We start from the raw sequence: 16,461 nt of genomic DNA, 5'->3' as shown, positions 1-16,461 counted from the left end.
TAAAGAAACTACTTCACTAAAAACAGGGTTCCCCCTCATGCTGTCATTGTTTCTCGATTTACTCCACCAAAATTCTCCATTTGGACAGTTTACAATATCGCCTTCCCAATAGATATCCACCTCCCCTCTTGTTCATTCCTGTTTCAGAAAAGTATAACATGATCTACTCCAAACCATCCAGTTGCACGTTATGGTTTGGAATATAGATTATATAATGAGTTCACAAAATAAACTTTTATGTATGTGGTCTTTCTCGCATCTACAGTTAATTCTATGTGATATTGTTCACATGATTAGTATAGACCAGTTTATAGAAATGGTACCCTTTACTTTAGTCGATTAAACCTGCTGTGGCCTTTATTTACAGCCATTCTTCTTTGCCGTATCCGGACTGTGACACGTCCAGCAATGACATCATAATCATGTATACGTTGAAAAGGGCCCGCAGGATGCAAACACCTTTTTTCGGTGTACATCTTTACGGGCCCTTAGGTTTCACTTTATCAAGTTACAATTAATTAGATTTAGTTATACCAATGCTTTGGCGGCAATATCAGAACGTTGATGTTTACCGTCAAAATGGATACGTTCCGCTTGAGCATAAGCTTTGTTTCTGGCCTCGGCAATATCAGAACCAAGACCCACAACGCCTAGAATCCGTCCACCATTGGTGACCCATTCTCCAGATTCATTGCGTGCTGTTCCGGCGTGGAATACTACTGCTTCGTCGACTTGATCCAGTCCCTCAATGACTACACCTTTTGCATATGGACCAGGATATCCTCCAGATGCAAGCACCACACATACAGCGGCTTCGTCGCTCCATTCAATCTCGATATCCGCCAATTTCCCGTGCACGGTTGCCCAGAAAATGTCGATTAGATCACTCTTCAGACGCGGCAATACGACCTGTGTCTCGGGATCACCGAAGCGCGCGTTGAACTCAATCGTTTTGGGTTTGCCATCTGGTGAAATCATCAGTCCGGCAAACAATACACCTTGGAACGGCCGTCCCTCGGATACCATCGCTCTGGCTGTTGGTATGATAATCGTCTCTACCGCTTCTTCAATGATGGAGGCCGGGATATGTGGCAATGGTGAGTATGTACCCATACCGCCCGTGTTTGGCCCCTGATCATTGTCGAATACCGGTTTGTGATCCTGTGCAGCAGCCATCGGACGAACGGTCTCCCCATCGACAAACGCCAAAATCGACATTTCCTGACCTGCCAGGAATTCTTCGATAATTACTTTCGCTCCTGCTTCACCAAATACTTTGTCCACCATAATGCTGCGGAGTGCCTGATCAGCCTCATCACGGGAATAGGCTACAGTAACGCCTTTTCCAGCTGCCAGCCCATCGGCCTTGATTACCACAGGGATGGACTGCTCATTCAGATAAGCCTGCGCTTGTTCGTAATTGTCGAATTTTTCATAGGCTGCGGTTGGAATGTTGTATTTGTGCAGCAGGTCCTTCATGAACGTTTTACTGCCTTCAATCTCTGCTGCATTGCGGCGTGGTCCAAATACCGGAATACCGGTTTTATCAAATGCGTCTACGATGCCGTCTGCGAGCGGATCGTCTGGCCCAATAACAACCAATCCCACGTTAAGCTCCGTGGCAAGCGCCGTCAGTTTATCGAATTCATTTACCGCAATCGGATGACACTCGGCGAGCTGCGCAATGCCCGCATTTCCCGGAGCACAATGAATTTTGCCTGCCTTCGGGCTTTTCGCCAGTGCCCATATGATTGCGTGTTCCCGGCCACCGCCGCCCACTACCAGAATATCCATTAGCGTTGTTCCCCCTCCGCGCATAACTGGTTTTGTTAAACTATTACGTGTTGAATTATCCTAAAAAGAAGGGGTGTACCATAAGTCATAAGCATGACAGGCGACACCCCTTATTAAACCTTTTTTGCTCTAGTGTTTGAAGTGACGAACGCCAGTGAAGACCATGGCAATGCCGTATTCATTCGCTACTTTGATGGACTCTTCGTCCTTGATCGAACCACCTGGTTGAATAACGGCTGTAACTCCAGCTTTCGCTGCAAGTTCCAGTGTATCGCCCATTGGGAAGAACGCATCGGATGCCAGAATGGCACCTTTGGCTAGTTCTCCGGCTTGTTCAATAGCAATCTTGGCTGCGCCGACACGGTTCATTTGCCCTGCGCCTACACCTACAGTCATGTCGTTTGCTGCAAGCACGATCGCATTGGATTTCACATGCTTAACCACTTTCCAGCCAAACAACAGCTGTTTCAGTTCTTCTTCGGATGGTGCACGATCTGTAACTACCTTGAGCTCGCTCGCTTCAATGGAATGCACATCGCTTTGTTGAACGATCATGCCGCCGTCGATGGAGGTTACTACGAACTTACTCTCCCGATTGCGGGCAGCGTTCAGTTCACCCGTTTTGAGTAAACGAATATTTTTCTTTTTGGTCAGGATGTCGAGTGCCTCTTGTGTAAAGTCAGGAGCCAGTACGATTTCCAGGAAAATCTCACTCAGTTTAGCCGCTGTATCGCTATCGATAATGCGGTTGGCTGCCACGATTCCACCAAAGATGGAGGTTGGATCAGCCGCATAAGCTTTGCCATAAGCTTCGTAGATGCTTTCGCCAATACCTACGCCGCAAGGATTCATATGTTTAACCGCCACAACTGCCGGTTCTTCAAATTCTTTGACAATCTGTAAGGCTGCGTTCGCATCGTTGATATTATTGTAGGACAACTCTTTGCCGTGCAATTGCTCGGCTGTTGTCAACGTATCTTGGGCTGCCAGCGGTTTGCGGTAGAATGCCGCCTGCTGATGTGGATTTTCGCCATAGCGCAAATCCTGGAGTTTTTCGTAAGTAACCGTCAGACGCTCTGGCAGTGGATCACCGTTCAGGTTGGAGAGATAATCGGAAATAACTGCATCGTATGCCGCTGTATGGCGGAACACTTTTGCCGCAAGCTGTTTGCGTGTCTCGAGTGTGGTGTCCCCATTGCTGCGGACCTCTTCAAGCACCTTGCCATAATCTGCTGTGTCTACAACAACACTAACATAAGCATGGTTCTTGGCAGCAGAACGAAGCATGGTTGGACCACCAATATCGATGTTCTCTATTGCGTCCTCATACGTTACGTCCGGTTTGGCGATGGTGTCCTGGAACGGATACAGGTTTACAACAACGAGGTCGATATAATCCAGTCCATTCTCTTCCATCTGGCGCTTGTGCTCTTCGCTGTCACGAACAGCCAATAAACCACCATGCACTGCCGGATGCAATGTTTTAACACGTCCGTCCATAATCTCCGGGAATCCGGTCACATCCGAAATTCCGATGACAGGTACGCCTTCCTTCGACAACAGACTGCTTGTACCTCCTGTCGAAATAATCTCCACACCCATTTGCGACAGCTCGCGGCAAAAATCCACGATGCCTGTTTTATCCCATACGCTGACCAGCGCTCTTTTGATACTCACAATATGCTCCTCCTTTAATGTCCCATGGCTTCGCGTTTCATGGCGAAACACAACCGATTTATTTCCCGAGAAATATCACAAAATGCGTACCAATTTTCGACTTCTGTTATACAAGTTGATAAATGAGTTTACACTAAAATACTACGAGTCCAGAATAATCTTTCGATCGCTGTTATTCCCAGATTTTTCGAACACTTTTTAAAAGTGAAAATCCATGAATAAAGCGTATGCTTCCGATGCAGCTTTCTTTCAGAAAGCTTTTAGGCGAACGCTCCGCTTCTCCAGCTTATTTCTGCCCTCTCCGTTAACGTGTAAAAGTAGTCCAACTTATATCAATCCGGTTTCATCACCGTAACTTGGCGCCCTTCGAGTTGTACCCATCCCTGAGCAAACCAGGATACAACCTCAGGGTACAGCTTCTGTTCGGCAGCATGGATGGAGCGACTAACGGATTCAACCGTATCCTCTGGCAAAATAGGAACAGGATGCTGGGCAATAATCGGCCCTGTATCCATTCCCCCATCCACAAAGTGGACGGTAACCCCAGTGATTTTAACACCATATTCCAGTGCCTGCCCTATGGCATCTTTGCCTGCAAACGCTGGCAACAAGGACGGATGAATGTTAATCAGTCGTCCTGCATAGCGATCCACGACTACTGAAGTCAACAATCTCATGTATCCGGCAAGAACAACCAGGTCAATGTTTCTGGATTCAAGCACTTCCACGATCTCAGCCTCGTAGGCTTCGCGGGAATCATAATTTTTGGGAGTAAACAGATGGCATTCCACGCCTGCCTCCTGCGCCCGCTGCACCACACGTGCAGCCGGTTTGTCACATACCAGCAGATCTATGGATGCCCCCAGCCCTCCGTTCCGTGCTGCATCAACCAATGCTTGAAAGTTCGACCCTTCACCAGAGGCAAATACAGCAATACGGTAGTTCGCCATTAAACATCCGCTCCCGTGAAGGTTACGCGCGCATCTCCTTCAGTCACACGTCCAATGATGTACGCTTCTTCACCGGATGCTTTCAGTTGTTCCAAAGCTTCAACTGCATCTGCTTCATTCACGACCAGTACAAGTCCGATCCCCATGTTAAATGTGGTGAACATGTCGCGGTTCGAAACGGAGCCTTTTTCTTGCAACAGGTTGAAGATTGGCAGAATCGGCCAAGAACCATAATTAATATCTACATTCACGCTGCTTGGCAGCATACGCGGGATGTTCTCGATGAAGCCGCCACCTGTAATGTGGGCCATGCCTTTTACTTTTACCTTTTCAAGCAGGGACAGGAGTGGTTTTACATAGATTTTGGTTGGTTCCAGTAGTGCGTCACCCAGCTTGCCACCCAGTTCAGCGACTTCATCCTGCAAGCCCAATCCGGCTTGTTCCAACAAAAGTTTGCGTACCAAGGAGAATCCGTTACTATGCACTCCGCTGGATGCAAGTCCGATCACTGTATCACCAGGAGCGATGGTTGTACCGTTAATGATTTTCGCTTTGTCCACGATACCAACAGTAAATCCGGCAATATCGTATTCGCCCTCACTATACATACCTGGCATTTCAGCCGTTTCGCCACCGATCAGAGCACAGCCCGACTGATGACATCCTTCTGCGATTCCCGCAACAATAGCTTCGATTTTCTCTGGGATGACTTTGTCACATGCCAGATAGTCGAGGAAGAACAGCGGCTCTGCGCCTTGTACCACAATGTCGTTCACACACATGGCTACCGCGTCGATTCCGATGGTATCATGACGGTCCATGGCAAATGCGATTTTCAGCTTGGTTCCTACACCGTCTGTACCGGATACAAGCACCGGCTCATCATATTTATCTTTGTTCAAACCGAACAGGGCGCCAAAGCCTCCCAGATCTGTCATCACTTCCGGACGGAAGGTACGCTTCACGTGTTTTTTCATCCGTTCAACCGCTTCGTTGCCTGCCGCGATATCGACGCCGGCGTTTTTGTATGCTTCGGACAAGTGGAATCAGCTCCTTATTTTTCGCCCCTCCTAAATCCTCCCGCCCGGGAGGACCCCAATGGACCTTGGCAGGCCCTCTGGACACCCGCCAAACAAGCGGTGCAGGGGTGGCTGGTATGATCTTGCTATGGTTGGTTCGTTCGTGTGCTCGCGTGGTTGTTCGCCGATTCCGTTGGCCGCAGGCCATCGGTCGCCGAACCCCGCTCGGCTGCGCTGCGGGACAAGCCCGCGGGGCAGCTGCTTCGCCTGGCTGCCCGTGCCCCTGTTGCTCCGCAAGGCGCGGGGCTTAAGGGCTCGGGCTATGCCCGGAGGGCAGCTGCTTCGCACCGCAAGGCGGGGCTAAGGGCTCGGGCTATGCCCGGAGGGCAGCTGCTTCGCACCGCTGCCCTGGCCCCTGTTGCTCCGCAAGGCGGGGCTTAAGGGCTCGGGCTATGCCCGGGGGCAGCTGCTTCGCCTGGCTGCCTGAGCCCCTGTTGCTCCGCAAGGCGGGGCTAAGGGCTCGGGCTACGCCCGGGGCGGCGAGATACGTTTGTCTCGCCGGATAACAGCTAGCAGCTGCAGCCGAATTTCTCTTCGCCGCCGAAATCGAGGCGGGTTGGGTAATCATTATCAAAGCATGCGAGGCAAAGTCCGCCTTTGTAGTCATCCTGATTATCTCCCTGAATCGATGTAATCAGCCCATCGGGGCTGAGGAACGACAGGGAGTCCGCGTTGATTTCACGGCAAATTTCTTCCACCGACAGCTGGGAGGCAATCAATTCGCGACTGTCAGGCGTATCGATTCCGTAAAAGCACGGGTTTTTAAACGGTGGTGATGTAATGCGTACATGTACTTCTGTTGCTCCGGCATCACGCAGCATGTTCACGATCCGGCGGGAAGTTGTTCCCCGTACGATGGAGTCGTCAATCATGACCACGCGTTTGCCTTCCACCACACGACGCACAGCGCTCAGTTTCATCTTCACGCCTTGTTCCCGCAGTTCCTGGCTTGGCTGGATAAACGTACGTCCGGTGTATTTGTTTTTGATCATACCCATCTCATACGGAATCCCCGTTTGCTCGGCGTAACCGATTGCCGCGGAAATACTGGAGTCCGGTACACCTGTTACCAGATCGGCATCGACAAACGACTCAATCGCCATCCGGCTACCCATCCGTTTACGCGCAGCGTGCTGATTTGCACCATTCATGTCACTGTCCGGACGGGCAAAGTAGATGTATTCCATCGCGCATAGCGCCTTGCGGTGTTTGTGATGATCGAACCGGTCCTCATGAAGACCATCCGCATCCAGCACCAACAGTTCACCCGGTTCAATGTCACGAATCAACTCAGCACCAATCGTCTCCAGCGCACATGTCTCGGATGCGAACAGATACGCATCTCCCAATTTACCCATTGTGAGCGGACGCAGACCATGGGGATCAGAAGCAACCAGCAATTTGTCGTTGGTCATGATCAGAAATGCATAACCACCCACAATACGCTGGAACGCATCCTTCGCAGCTTCTACCAATCCTTTGGAAGATCTCGCGATTAGATGGGCAATAACTTCGGTATCACTGGTCGTTTGAAAAATGGAACCGCCCTGCTCCAATTCACGCCGGATTGTTGGCGCATTTACGATATTTCCGTTCGTTGCTACAGCCAGATCACCATCGCGGTATTTAAATACCAATGGTTGTGCGTTCGTCAGCTTACTGTCACCACTGGTTGAATAACGAACGTGTCCGATAGAGATATCCCCGGTCAACGTCTGCATCAGGTCTTTGGTGAAAACTTCCTTCACCAGACCCATACCACGGTGGTAGTGAAACTCGTTACCGTCACTTACACACATCCCTGCACTTTCTTCACCCCGGTGTTGAAGGGCATGCAGGCCATAATAGGATAATGATGCGGCGTCAGGGTGTTTGAACACCCCGAATACTCCGCATTCTTCCTTTAATTTGTCGAGTCCTTCCTTGCCGGACCCTTCGTTATAATAATCACCTGTCCACAATGGTCCTGTCGTCAGTTCATGAGACATGGAATCGCATCCTCCCAGACCTGAGCTAAACCTCCTACAGGTTCGTTCACGGCTGATGTTCCGTTCAATTCAATTGTCAGGTTACTTCCTTCTACACGTCCAATAACAGCTACAGGCACACCGCGTTCACGTACAAAAGCTTCCAGCTTACCAGCTTGCTCCGGCGAAGCCGACAGCAGAATACGAGATTGACTTTCACTGAACAACGCATGATCTGCACGCAATGCCGTCTCAACATTAACCTGTGCACCCACGTTACCGCTGATACAAGACTCTGCGAGTGCAACAGCCAAGCCGCCTTCAGACAAGTCATGTGCAGAGCGAACGAGACCGGATTGAATAGCTTCCAGCACGGTTCCCAGCAATGCTTTTTCCGTTTGCAAGTTCAGTTCTGGTGGACGGCCTTCCGTTTTGCCATGAACCGCATATTGCAGCTCACTTCCACCCAGTTCAGCTTTCGTTTCACCGAGGAGGATGATAACATCACCTTCGGATTTGAATGCTTGTGTCGTGATATGATCCGTATCATGAACGAGACCTACCATACCGACAACTGGCGTTGGATAGATGGAGCCTTTGGCGTTTTCGTTATACAGACTTACGTTACCACCGATGACCGGCGTATCCAGCACACGACAAGCTTCCGCCATACCGTCTACCGCTTTCTCCATTTGCCAGAAAATATCCGGCTTCTCCGGGTTACCGAAGTTCAGGTTGTCCGTAATCGCCAGCGGCTCTGCACCGGAACATACAATGTTACGCGCTGCTTCACTTACGGCAATCCGTCCACCTACTTCAGGATCCAGATAAACATAACGTCCATTACAGTCCGTTGTCATCGCGAGACCTTTGCGTGTACCACGAATCGTAACTACGGCTGCATCCGAACCAGGACGAACGGCAGTGCTTGTACGCACCATGTAGTCATATTGATCATAAACCCACTTCTTGCTCGCCACTGTTGGGGATGCCAACACTTGTTTCAATGCACCGCCGAGATCCGACACTTCGTCGTAACGAAGCGTGTCGATGGAAGCACTTTGCTCGTAGTAAGCAGGTACAGAAGAAGGTTTGTCATACACAGGGCACTCGTCAACCAGTGCTGTTACCGGCATATCTCCAACCACTTCGCCGTGGTGAATCAATTTCAGACGACCATCATCCGTTACTTTACCGACTTTTGCACAGATTACGCCCCAACGTTCAAAGATTTCCATCGCCTGCGCCTCATCCTTCGGCTCAACGACGAACAACATCCGTTCCTGGGACTCGGACAACATCATCTCGTAAGGTGTCATGCCTTCTTCACGCTGTGGCACCTGATCCAGATACAGTTCCAGACCATTGCCCGCCTTACTTGCCATTTCCGCACTGGAGCACGTCAGACCTGCTGCGCCCATATCCTGAATACCAAGCACGATTCCGGTATCGATCAATTCGAGGCAAGACTCCATTACGAGTTTTTCCATGAAAGGGTCACCTACCTGAACCGCTGTCCGTTGGGACTCGGATTCTTCCGTCAGTTCAACTGATGCAAAGGTCGCTCCATGAATACCATCCCGGCCTGTTGGCGGCCCTACATAATACACAGGGTTCCCCACACCTTTAGCTACGCCGCGCTGGATTTTGTCATGATCAATCAGACCCACACACATCGCGTTAACCAGCGGATTGCCTTCATAGCTCTCATCAAACATGACTTCACCAGCAACAGTAGGAATACCAATACAGTTTCCGTATCCAGCAATACCTGCTACCACGTGCTCGAACAGATATTTAACGCGATCACTTTCCAGCTTGCCAAAACGCAAGGAATTCAACAAAGCTACCGGTCTTGCTCCCATAGAGAAAATATCACGGATAATGCCGCCAACACCTGTTGCCGCACCTTGGTAAGGCTCAACCGCGGAAGGATGGTTATGGCTTTCAATTTTGAATACAACGGCCTGATTGTCACCGATATCTACGATCCCGGCACCTTCACCCGGACCCATCAGGACACGCGGTCCACTTGTAGGGAATCGACGCAGTAACGGCTTGGAGTTTTTGTATGCGCAGTGCTCCGACCACATAACACTGAAAACACCAATCTCCGTGTAGTTCGGCTTACGCCCCATGAACTCACAGATCAGCTCATACTCGCTGTCAGACACGCCCATTTGTGCGTAAAGTTTATGTTCTGCGACCTGTTCTGCTGTCGGTTCCTTAGCGGATAGCTGCTGCGTCATGCCGATCCCTCCATGCTTTCAAAATAGATGTAAACATACGTTTGCCGTCTTCCGAACCCAGCAGTGAGTCCACCGCGCGCTCTGGATGTGGCATCATACCAACCACGTTTCCACCCTCATTACAGATTCCCGCGATATCACCCAGGGAACCGTTCGGGTTGCTGCCATACGTAAAGACGATCTGGTTGTTTGCCTGCAAACTCGCGAGTGTTTCCTCGTCACAGTAATAGTTTCCTTCACCGTGAGCAATTGGAATAACAATCTCTTCCCCCGGTGCATAGTCACGTGTAAATGGAGTATCTGCATTCGCTACTTTCAACACCGTATCGTGACAACGGAATTTCAGCGACATGTTGCGGATCAAAGCGCCAGGAAGCAATCCTGCCTCAGTAAGGATCTGAAATCCGTTGCAAATGCCGAGAATATATTTACCTTGTTCAGCAGCCTTAGCTACCTCATTCATTACGGGTGCAAAACGGGAGATCGCTCCGCAACGCAGATAGTCACCATAAGAGAAACCACCTGGAACTAGGATACAATCATAAGCCGATAGATCTGTAGCCGTGTGCCATACATAATCAACCTCTTGTCCAATCGCATCTTCTACTGCTTTGTAACAGTCGATGTCACAGTTGGAGCCAGGAAACACAAGAACTGCAAATTTCATGGGGTTAACCCTCCAATTCGTAGCGGTAATCTTCAACAACGGTGTTAGCCAGCAGCTTCTCACACATTACTGTCAATCGTTTCTCCGCTTCCGCACGGTCTGTTGTATCCAGAGTCAGTTCCATGACTTTACCAATCCGTACACTTTCCACTTCATTGAATCCCATCGAATGCAGGGCACCTTGAACAGCTACTCCTTGCGGGTCGAGAACGCTTTGCTTAATAGTGACATAGACGGTTGCTTTGATCATGATCCTTATGTTCCTCCTCAGTAATGAACGGGATAAATGCTTTATGCTGTTAAAAAGGGGTTTGGAGCTTGCTCCGGGGCGGATTGTTCTTCCGGTCGCTGTTGTCCCCAGGTTTTTTGATTATTTTGAACCGCTGTGCGGTCAAAACCCGGGGACAAAGGCGAACGCTATCGCTCCTTTAAGAACAATTCCGCCCCTCCGCTAGTCCATGCGACGTTTTTTTAAAGGCCTAAACCCTTTTACGTTGCACGGTGTGTAATGGTCTAGCCTGACCATTACGCGGAAACGCTGATATAGTCTTCGAGTTTAAATGAGTAACCTTACTATTTTTTATATTGATAGACTTCCTGTTTGATAGAAGTCTTAGTTTTAATTGCCTCATCCACCAGTTTGAACACTGGCGGAGGGAAAGATTTGAGCTGGAGAAGCGAAAGCGGTCGCCTTTGCCCCCCGGAATGTTTCCTTTTGAAAAAAGGATTCCAATCAAAAAATTCCGGGGGCAACAGCGATCGAAAGCCAAACTTTCTCGTAGCCCGCTCAAACCTTAGACTCCTCAAACTTTCCCGAAGCTCACTTCAAACGTTACAACCTATTATTTCGTTAAACGGTTATAAATATCGACGTATCTTGCGGTTGTGGCCTCCACTACTTCTTGTGGCAGCGGGTCAGGTTTGCTGTTCTTGTCCCAATCGCTGCCTAACAGATATGTGCGTACCGGCTCTTTATCCATGCTATCGATCTCGATGTCGAGTTCGTAATTCTCTTTGGCCCAGAAGCGAGAAGCGTCTGGCGTGAAGATTTCATCGATCAGAATGACTTTACCATCGACCATACCGAACTCGAATTTGCAGTCTGCGAGAATGATTCCCCGCTGATCGCAATAGTCGCGAGCAAATTCGTAGAGACGCAGGCTCTTTTCCTGAAGCTCAATCGCGAGAGCATCTCCGACAAGTTCTTTCATTCGATCCATCGGGATGTCTTCGTCATGACCGACATCATTTTTGGCTGCCGGGGTGAAGATGGGAACGTCGAGCTTGGCGTTTTTGCGAAGTCCATCCGGCAGCTTGATGCCGTTGACCTCTCCGCTTTTCTCATATTGTCTCCATCCGCCACCGGTAATGTATCCACGCACCACACATTCAATATCAATGCGCTCGGCTTTGCGGGTCACCATGATGCGGTCTTTGAGCAGTTCAGGATCAGTAATGATATCGCCCAATTGGTTTACATCCGTATGCACCACGTGGTTATCCATCATGTCGCCCGTCAGTTCAAACCAGAAGCTGCTCAGTTTATTAAGCACATTGCCCTTCTCGGGAACGGCTGGGTCCAGCACATAGTCAAATGCCGAAATCCGATCCGTAACCACGATGAGAAAATTTTCACCCAGATCGTACAACTCACGTACTTTTCCCTTATATAACAAAGGAGCTTTAACGAGATCTGCTGCAGTGGACAGCGCCATGGAGGCTCACCTTCTTTCAGGAGATGTAAGGCTAAGAACAGAATCCTGATGGTGCGGACTCCACTCCGATGACAGAACAATCTTCCGATCGCTGTTATCCCCAGATTTTTTGATTCCACTTTTTCAAAGTGCAAATCCGGGGATAAAGGCGAACGCATTCGCTTCTTCAGCTTATTTCTGTCCTCTGCGTTCCCTGCTGACCCATCATTCTGTTCTCTAGCCTTATGAGAGTATTATATTAGTCGTTCAAACCAAGCTTTTTGAAGATGGTGTCTACGTGCTTCAGGTGCCATGATGGGTTGAACGCATCTGCGATTTCCTCTTCGCTCAGCACTTCCGTAATTTCCGGTGTGGATTTTACGATATCCTGGAACTGGCGTTGTTCTTCCCATGCCTGCATGGCACGTGGTTGAACGGTATCGTATGCCTGCTCGCGGCTGAAACCTTTGTCGATCAACTTGGTCATCACTCGACCGGAGAATGGTACGCCGAAGGTGCGCTCCATATTACGTTTCATATTTTCAGGGAATACCGTCAGATTCTTCACGATGTTACCGAAACGGTTCAGCATGTAGTTAAGCAGCATCGTTGCATCCGGCAGAATGATACGCTCTACGGAAGAGTGTGAGATATCACGCTCGTGCCACAGTGTCACGTTCTCGTATGCCGATACCATATGTCCGCGAATGACGCGGGACAGACCGGAGATATTTTCACTACCGATTGGGTTACGTTTGTGCGGCATTGCCGAAGATCCTTTTTGACCCTTTGCAAATGCTTCTTCCACTTCACGGAATTCACTCTTTTGAAGCGCACGCACTTCTTTAGCGAACTTGTCCAAAGATGTTGCGATCAATGCCAGTGTAGCCATGTATTCTGCATGACGGTCACGTTGCAGCGTTTGAGTCGAGATCGGTGCAGGTTTCGTGCCCAGCTTCTCGCAGACAAACTCTTCAACAAATGGATCGATGTTTGCGTATGTGCCAACTGCTCCTGAGATTTTACCGTACTGTACGTTGTCTGCCGCGTGGCGGAAACGCTCCAGATTCCGTTTCATTTCTTCATGCCAGAGTGCCATTTTCAGACCAAACGTCGTTGGCTCCGCATGTACCCCATGTGTACGTCCCATCATTGGCGTGTGCTGATAAGTCTTCGCTTTGTCACGTAAAATTTCGATAAAGTTCACGATGTCACGTTCCAAGATTTCGTTTGCCTGACGCAGTACATATCCCAGAGCCGTATCAACGACATCCGTGGAAGTCAGTCCGTAGTGCACCCATTTCCGCTCAGCACCCAGACTTTCAGATACCGTACGTGTGAAGGCAATAACGTCATGACGTGTTTCCTGTTCAATCTCGTAAATGCGGTCAATATCAAAAGAAGCGTTCTGACGAAGCAAGGCTGCTTCTTCCTTAGGAATGACTCCAAGCTCTGCCCAAGCTTCACATGCACAAATTTCAACTTCCAGCCATGACTTGAATTTGTTCTCCTCCGTCCAAATGGCTCTCATTTCGGGTCTGCTATAACGTTCGATCATAAATTTGTATTCCTCCAAAGATTAGTTTGTTCAATCCATTGTAATCCTTCTTCGACATCCTGACAGAGCAGATTGACATGCCCCATTTTTCGTCCTGTCTTCGCTTCGGTCTTACCATATATATGAAGCTTAGGAATTACACCGAGTTCCAACGCTTCCGCGTCAGCCTGACCCGTTCTGGCAATAATACCTTCCAGATGTTCTCCAAGCACATTGACCATAACAACCGGGCTTAATAATGAAGTATCTCCAAGCGGCAATCCGCAAATCGCACGAATATGCTGTTCAAATTGTGATGTGGCACAGGCCTCCATCGTATAGTGGCCGGAATTATGCGGCCTAGGGGCCAGCTCATTCGCATACAGTCTTCCATCTGCCGCAACAAACAACTCCACTGCCAGCAATCCAACGGCTTGGATGGATTGAGCCACTGCTGCCGCCAACTTCTGCGCCTCAATCTGTATTTCGGTCGCCACTCTTGCTGGTACGATCGAAGCATGCAAAATGTTGTTCACATGAATGTTCTCCGCAGGCGGGAACGTCTTAATTTCCCCATTCGTGCTGCGTGCAACAACGACTGAAATCTCGCAGTCAAATTTAATAAATTGCTCCAATACCAGTTCCGCACCGGTAGCTGCGAGTTCTTCATACGCAGATATCGCCTGATTTGTTTCTCGTATAACCCGCTGACCCTTGCCGTCATATCCACCAGTCACCGTCTTCAGTACACAAGGAACACCAAGTTCACTCACGGCCGCCTTCATTGTGTCCTTACTTGTAATTTCCCGATAAGGGGCTACACGTACACCAGCCGCCTCAATGGCACGTTTTTCTCGTAAACGATGCTGGGTTGTGTACAATAATGCACTTCCTTGCGGTACATAGGATTCCCGTTCTAGGAGAGAAGCAACATCTGCATCTACATTCTCGAACTCATAGGTGATTACATCACACTGCCGAGCCAGTTCGAGTGCAGCCTGTTCATCGTCATAACCCGCTTTAATCTGATCGGCAATTTGTCCACAAGGAGCATCTGCTGCTGGATCAAGTGTAACGAACCGATACCCCATCGCTGTTCCGGCAAGTGTCAGCATCCGTCCAAGCTGCCCTCCTCCGAGAACACCAATGGTTGTTTTTCCTGGGAGCAAGACACGTTCTGCTTTGCCTGCTGATCCGGGTTGTATTCTTGTACTATTCATATTTCGTCACTGCTTTCGAGCACTTCTTGTTTGATTCGCTCTCTGCGGGCTTCGCTGCGACGTTGGACATCCTGGTCAAAAGCACCGATGATCTGAGCCGCAAGCAATCCGGCATTCGTTGCACCTGCTTTGCCAATCGCTACCGTTGCGACGGGAATGCCACCAGGCATCTGAACAATGGACAGCAAGGAATCGAGACCATTTAGCGCCTTGGATTGCACGGGAACTCCAATGACCGGAAGCATCGTTTTGGAAGCGACCATACCGGGCAGATGAGCTGCCCCACCCGCACCCGCAATGATAACCTTGAATCCACGGTCAATCGCTTGCTCCGCATATTCAAACATCAAATCTGGTGTGCGATGCGCGGATACGACTTTTTTTTCATACCCAATCTCCAGCTCGTCCAGCACCTCACAAGCATACTTCATCGTTTCCCAATCCGACTTACTGCCCATAATTACAGCCACCTGTACTGACATGAATACATCCAACTCCCGTCTGAGCGTTTTGGTTTCATCCTGTTGCTTCTCGTTTATTGTGAAATGAAAAAATCCGCTACCCGCGAAAACATCACATTTTCTCCGGACACCGGACTCCAAGAAATACGTATCCCGCATTTGGGCATGCCAAAGGCAGGCTTGCTGTCCGCATCTGATTTCATGCGTCTCTCAGCCGTATCTCCTCGTAGTCCGGAAATTTACGGTTCCCGGGTAGATACTTCCGGGCCCTATTCCCGGCGTTATACGAGCAAATATCTATTTCAACAAATTAATTCAATAAAATTGAAAATTCCACATCTTTCGAACCTACTCGACCTTATATATAACTGATCGACACATCTAACATTCTAACAATCCCCTACAGCTAATGTCAACTTAAAGACGAACATTTAACATATTGACAAATTTAATGTTCGGAAATAACCGATCATTCGGAGATACTGCATCCCTTTTATTCCAAAAAAGAAAGCCGACCCCTCTTCAACCTATCGAAGACAGCCGGCTTTTCTCTATTATGTGTATACACACATTCTATAATTATTTCACGATAAGTACTGGAACCTGAGCATGCTGCACTACGTTGTGACTAACGCTGCCCAAGACAAATTCCCGAATTCCACCAAGACCACGACTACCAATAATGATGATATCCGATCCGTTCTCTTTGGCATAATCGAGAAGGACCTCGGCAGCAGCTCCTTGAATCAGATCCACGTTCGCTGTAACGCCAGCAGCCTGAATCCGCTCTTTTGCTTCATCCGTCGTTTGCACCGCCAGATTATAGTAGTCATTATTCAAAGAAGGTGGCAAAGGTGCCAATCCTTCCCCGATGAATACACGTGGAAAGTCAAAGGCATGAATAACATCCAAGACTGCACCCGGAGAAACTTTGGCTAACTCAATCGCACGATCGAGTGCTTTATTTGAAGCTTTCGAACCATCATAAGCAACTAGTATTTTGGAGAATAACATGTAAATCCCGTCCCTTCCTTTATATGTAGAACATTCGAAGCCAGCTTCGGTCTGACATAAAATACAAGAACCATGTAACTCCTTAAACGTCCCCAGGTCTAAATGAACCATTTATAAGAAACATTTTACATAATCATTCTAGCCACTCACCT

The 16,461-nt window shown here is 49.0% G+C and carries 14 protein-coding genes and 1 riboswitch; of the genes, 1 reads left to right on the top strand and 13 read right to left on the bottom strand.

Annotated elements, in window-relative coordinates; genetic code table 11:
- Window positions 1–528: 528 nt before the first annotated feature.
- The 4 genes from purD to purM form a co-directional block, all read right to left on the bottom strand.
- Complete coding sequence (gene purD, locus ACDJ58_RS02555; protein ID WP_413375218.1) at window positions 529–1,794, bottom strand: phosphoribosylamine--glycine ligase; 1,266 nt, start codon at window positions 1,792–1,794, stop codon at window positions 529–531.
- A 129-nt stretch (window positions 1,795–1,923) separates the two neighbouring features.
- Entirely contained in the window at window positions 1,924–3,471 is a 1,548-nt protein-coding gene (gene purH, locus ACDJ58_RS02550; RefSeq protein WP_413375216.1) for a bifunctional phosphoribosylaminoimidazolecarboxamide formyltransferase/IMP cyclohydrolase, read from the bottom strand.
- A 332-nt stretch (window positions 3,472–3,803) separates the two neighbouring features.
- On the bottom strand, window positions 3,804–4,421 hold the full coding sequence (gene purN / locus ACDJ58_RS02545; protein WP_413375214.1) for a phosphoribosylglycinamide formyltransferase: 618 nt from the start codon (window positions 4,419–4,421) through the stop codon (window positions 3,804–3,806).
- Entirely contained in the window at window positions 4,421–5,461 is a 1,041-nt protein-coding gene (purM, locus tag ACDJ58_RS02540; protein WP_413375212.1) for a phosphoribosylformylglycinamidine cyclo-ligase, read from the bottom strand. The genes purN and purM overlap by 1 nt, the downstream gene beginning before the upstream one ends.
- Window positions 5,462–5,526: 65 nt before the next feature.
- Here purM and ACDJ58_RS02535 point away from each other — a divergent pair, with 65 nt between their 5' ends.
- Window positions 5,527–5,751, top strand: a complete 225-nt coding sequence (locus tag ACDJ58_RS02535) for a hypothetical protein (RefSeq protein ID WP_413375210.1) — start codon at window positions 5,527–5,529, stop codon at window positions 5,749–5,751.
- A gap of 258 nt (window positions 5,752–6,009) precedes the next feature.
- Here the strand turns inward: ACDJ58_RS02535 and purF are convergent, their stop codons facing one another.
- The 9 genes from purF to ACDJ58_RS02490 all read right to left on the bottom strand — a co-directional run bounded on the left by purF (window position 6,010) and on the right by ACDJ58_RS02490 (window position 16,309).
- Window positions 6,010–7,488: an amidophosphoribosyltransferase gene (gene purF / locus ACDJ58_RS02530; RefSeq protein WP_079697175.1), complete on the bottom strand. Its 1,479-nt coding sequence runs from the start codon at window positions 7,486–7,488 to the stop codon at window positions 6,010–6,012.
- Complete coding sequence (purL, locus tag ACDJ58_RS02525) at window positions 7,473–9,716, bottom strand: phosphoribosylformylglycinamidine synthase subunit PurL (protein WP_090811732.1); 2,244 nt, start codon at window positions 9,714–9,716, stop codon at window positions 7,473–7,475. Before purL ends, purF begins: the two co-directional genes overlap by 16 nt.
- Window positions 9,694–10,383 carry a phosphoribosylformylglycinamidine synthase subunit PurQ gene (gene purQ, locus ACDJ58_RS02520; RefSeq protein ID WP_024633543.1) on the bottom strand — a complete coding sequence of 230 codons (690 nt, stop codon included), beginning with the start codon at window positions 10,381–10,383 and terminating at the stop codon, window positions 9,694–9,696. Before purQ ends, purL begins: the two co-directional genes overlap by 23 nt.
- 4 nt (window positions 10,384–10,387) lie before the next feature.
- Window positions 10,388–10,633 (bottom strand): phosphoribosylformylglycinamidine synthase subunit PurS, encoded by a 246-nt coding sequence (purS, locus tag ACDJ58_RS02515; protein ID WP_024633544.1) that lies wholly within the window; start codon window positions 10,631–10,633, stop codon window positions 10,388–10,390.
- Between the two features lie 592 nt (window positions 10,634–11,225).
- On the bottom strand, window positions 11,226–12,098 hold the full coding sequence (locus ACDJ58_RS02510) for a phosphoribosylaminoimidazolesuccinocarboxamide synthase (RefSeq protein ID WP_413375207.1): 873 nt from the start codon (window positions 12,096–12,098) through the stop codon (window positions 11,226–11,228).
- Window positions 12,099–12,336: 238 nt separating this feature from the next.
- The gene (gene purB / locus ACDJ58_RS02505) at window positions 12,337–13,635 is read right to left on the bottom strand and encodes an adenylosuccinate lyase (RefSeq protein ID WP_413375205.1); all 1,299 of its coding nucleotides are present in this window, start codon (window positions 13,633–13,635) and stop codon (window positions 12,337–12,339) included.
- The gene (gene purK / locus ACDJ58_RS02500) at window positions 13,632–14,834 is read right to left on the bottom strand and encodes a 5-(carboxyamino)imidazole ribonucleotide synthase (RefSeq protein WP_413375203.1); all 1,203 of its coding nucleotides are present in this window, start codon (window positions 14,832–14,834) and stop codon (window positions 13,632–13,634) included. The genes purB and purK overlap by 4 nt, the downstream gene beginning before the upstream one ends.
- Window positions 14,831–15,316 (bottom strand): 5-(carboxyamino)imidazole ribonucleotide mutase, encoded by a 486-nt coding sequence (purE, locus tag ACDJ58_RS02495; RefSeq protein ID WP_063568218.1) that lies wholly within the window; start codon window positions 15,314–15,316, stop codon window positions 14,831–14,833. Before purE ends, purK begins: the two co-directional genes overlap by 4 nt.
- A 186-nt stretch (window positions 15,317–15,502) precedes the next feature.
- A riboswitch (purine riboswitch) is annotated at window positions 15,503–15,604 on the bottom strand.
- A 270-nt stretch (window positions 15,605–15,874) separates the two neighbouring features.
- Window positions 15,875–16,309: a universal stress protein gene (locus ACDJ58_RS02490; protein ID WP_024633549.1), complete on the bottom strand. Its 435-nt coding sequence runs from the start codon at window positions 16,307–16,309 to the stop codon at window positions 15,875–15,877.
- Window positions 16,310–16,461: the final 152 nt, after the last annotated feature.

This window comes from Paenibacillus taichungensis (genome assembly GCF_047302525.1).
GTDB lineage: Bacteria > Bacillota > Bacilli > Paenibacillales > Paenibacillaceae > Paenibacillus > Paenibacillus taichungensis_B.
This window is presented reverse-complemented; position numbering and strand designations above follow the sequence as displayed.

Bases quoted from the DNA above. Each gene is read 5' to 3' on its own strand.
- purD (WP_413375218.1), bottom strand. From the start codon at position 1,794: ATGGATATTCTGGTAGTGGGCGGCGGTGGCCGGGAACACGCAATCATA.
- purN (WP_413375214.1), bottom strand. From the start codon at position 4,421: ATGGCGAACTACCGTATTGCTGTATTTGCCTCTGGTGAAGGGTCGAAC.
- purF (WP_079697175.1), bottom strand. From the start codon at position 7,488: ATGTCTCATGAACTGACGACAGGACCATTGTGGACAGGTGATTATTAT.
- purL (WP_090811732.1), bottom strand. From the start codon at position 9,716: ATGACGCAGCAGCTATCCGCTAAGGAACCGACAGCAGAACAGGTCGCA.
- purQ (WP_024633543.1), bottom strand. From the start codon at position 10,383: ATGAAATTTGCAGTTCTTGTGTTTCCTGGCTCCAACTGTGACATCGAC.
- purS (WP_024633544.1), bottom strand. From the start codon at position 10,633: ATGATCAAAGCAACCGTCTATGTCACTATTAAGCAAAGCGTTCTCGAC.
- ACDJ58_RS02510 (WP_413375207.1), bottom strand. From the start codon at position 12,098: ATGGCGCTGTCCACTGCAGCAGATCTCGTTAAAGCTCCTTTGTTATAT.
- purB (WP_413375205.1), bottom strand. From the start codon at position 13,635: ATGATCGAACGTTATAGCAGACCCGAAATGAGAGCCATTTGGACGGAG.
- purK (WP_413375203.1), bottom strand. From the start codon at position 14,834: ATGAATAGTACAAGAATACAACCCGGATCAGCAGGCAAAGCAGAACGT.
- purE (WP_063568218.1), bottom strand. From the start codon at position 15,316: ATGTCAGTACAGGTGGCTGTAATTATGGGCAGTAAGTCGGATTGGGAA.
- ACDJ58_RS02490 (WP_024633549.1), bottom strand. From the start codon at position 16,309: ATGTTATTCTCCAAAATACTAGTTGCTTATGATGGTTCGAAAGCTTCA.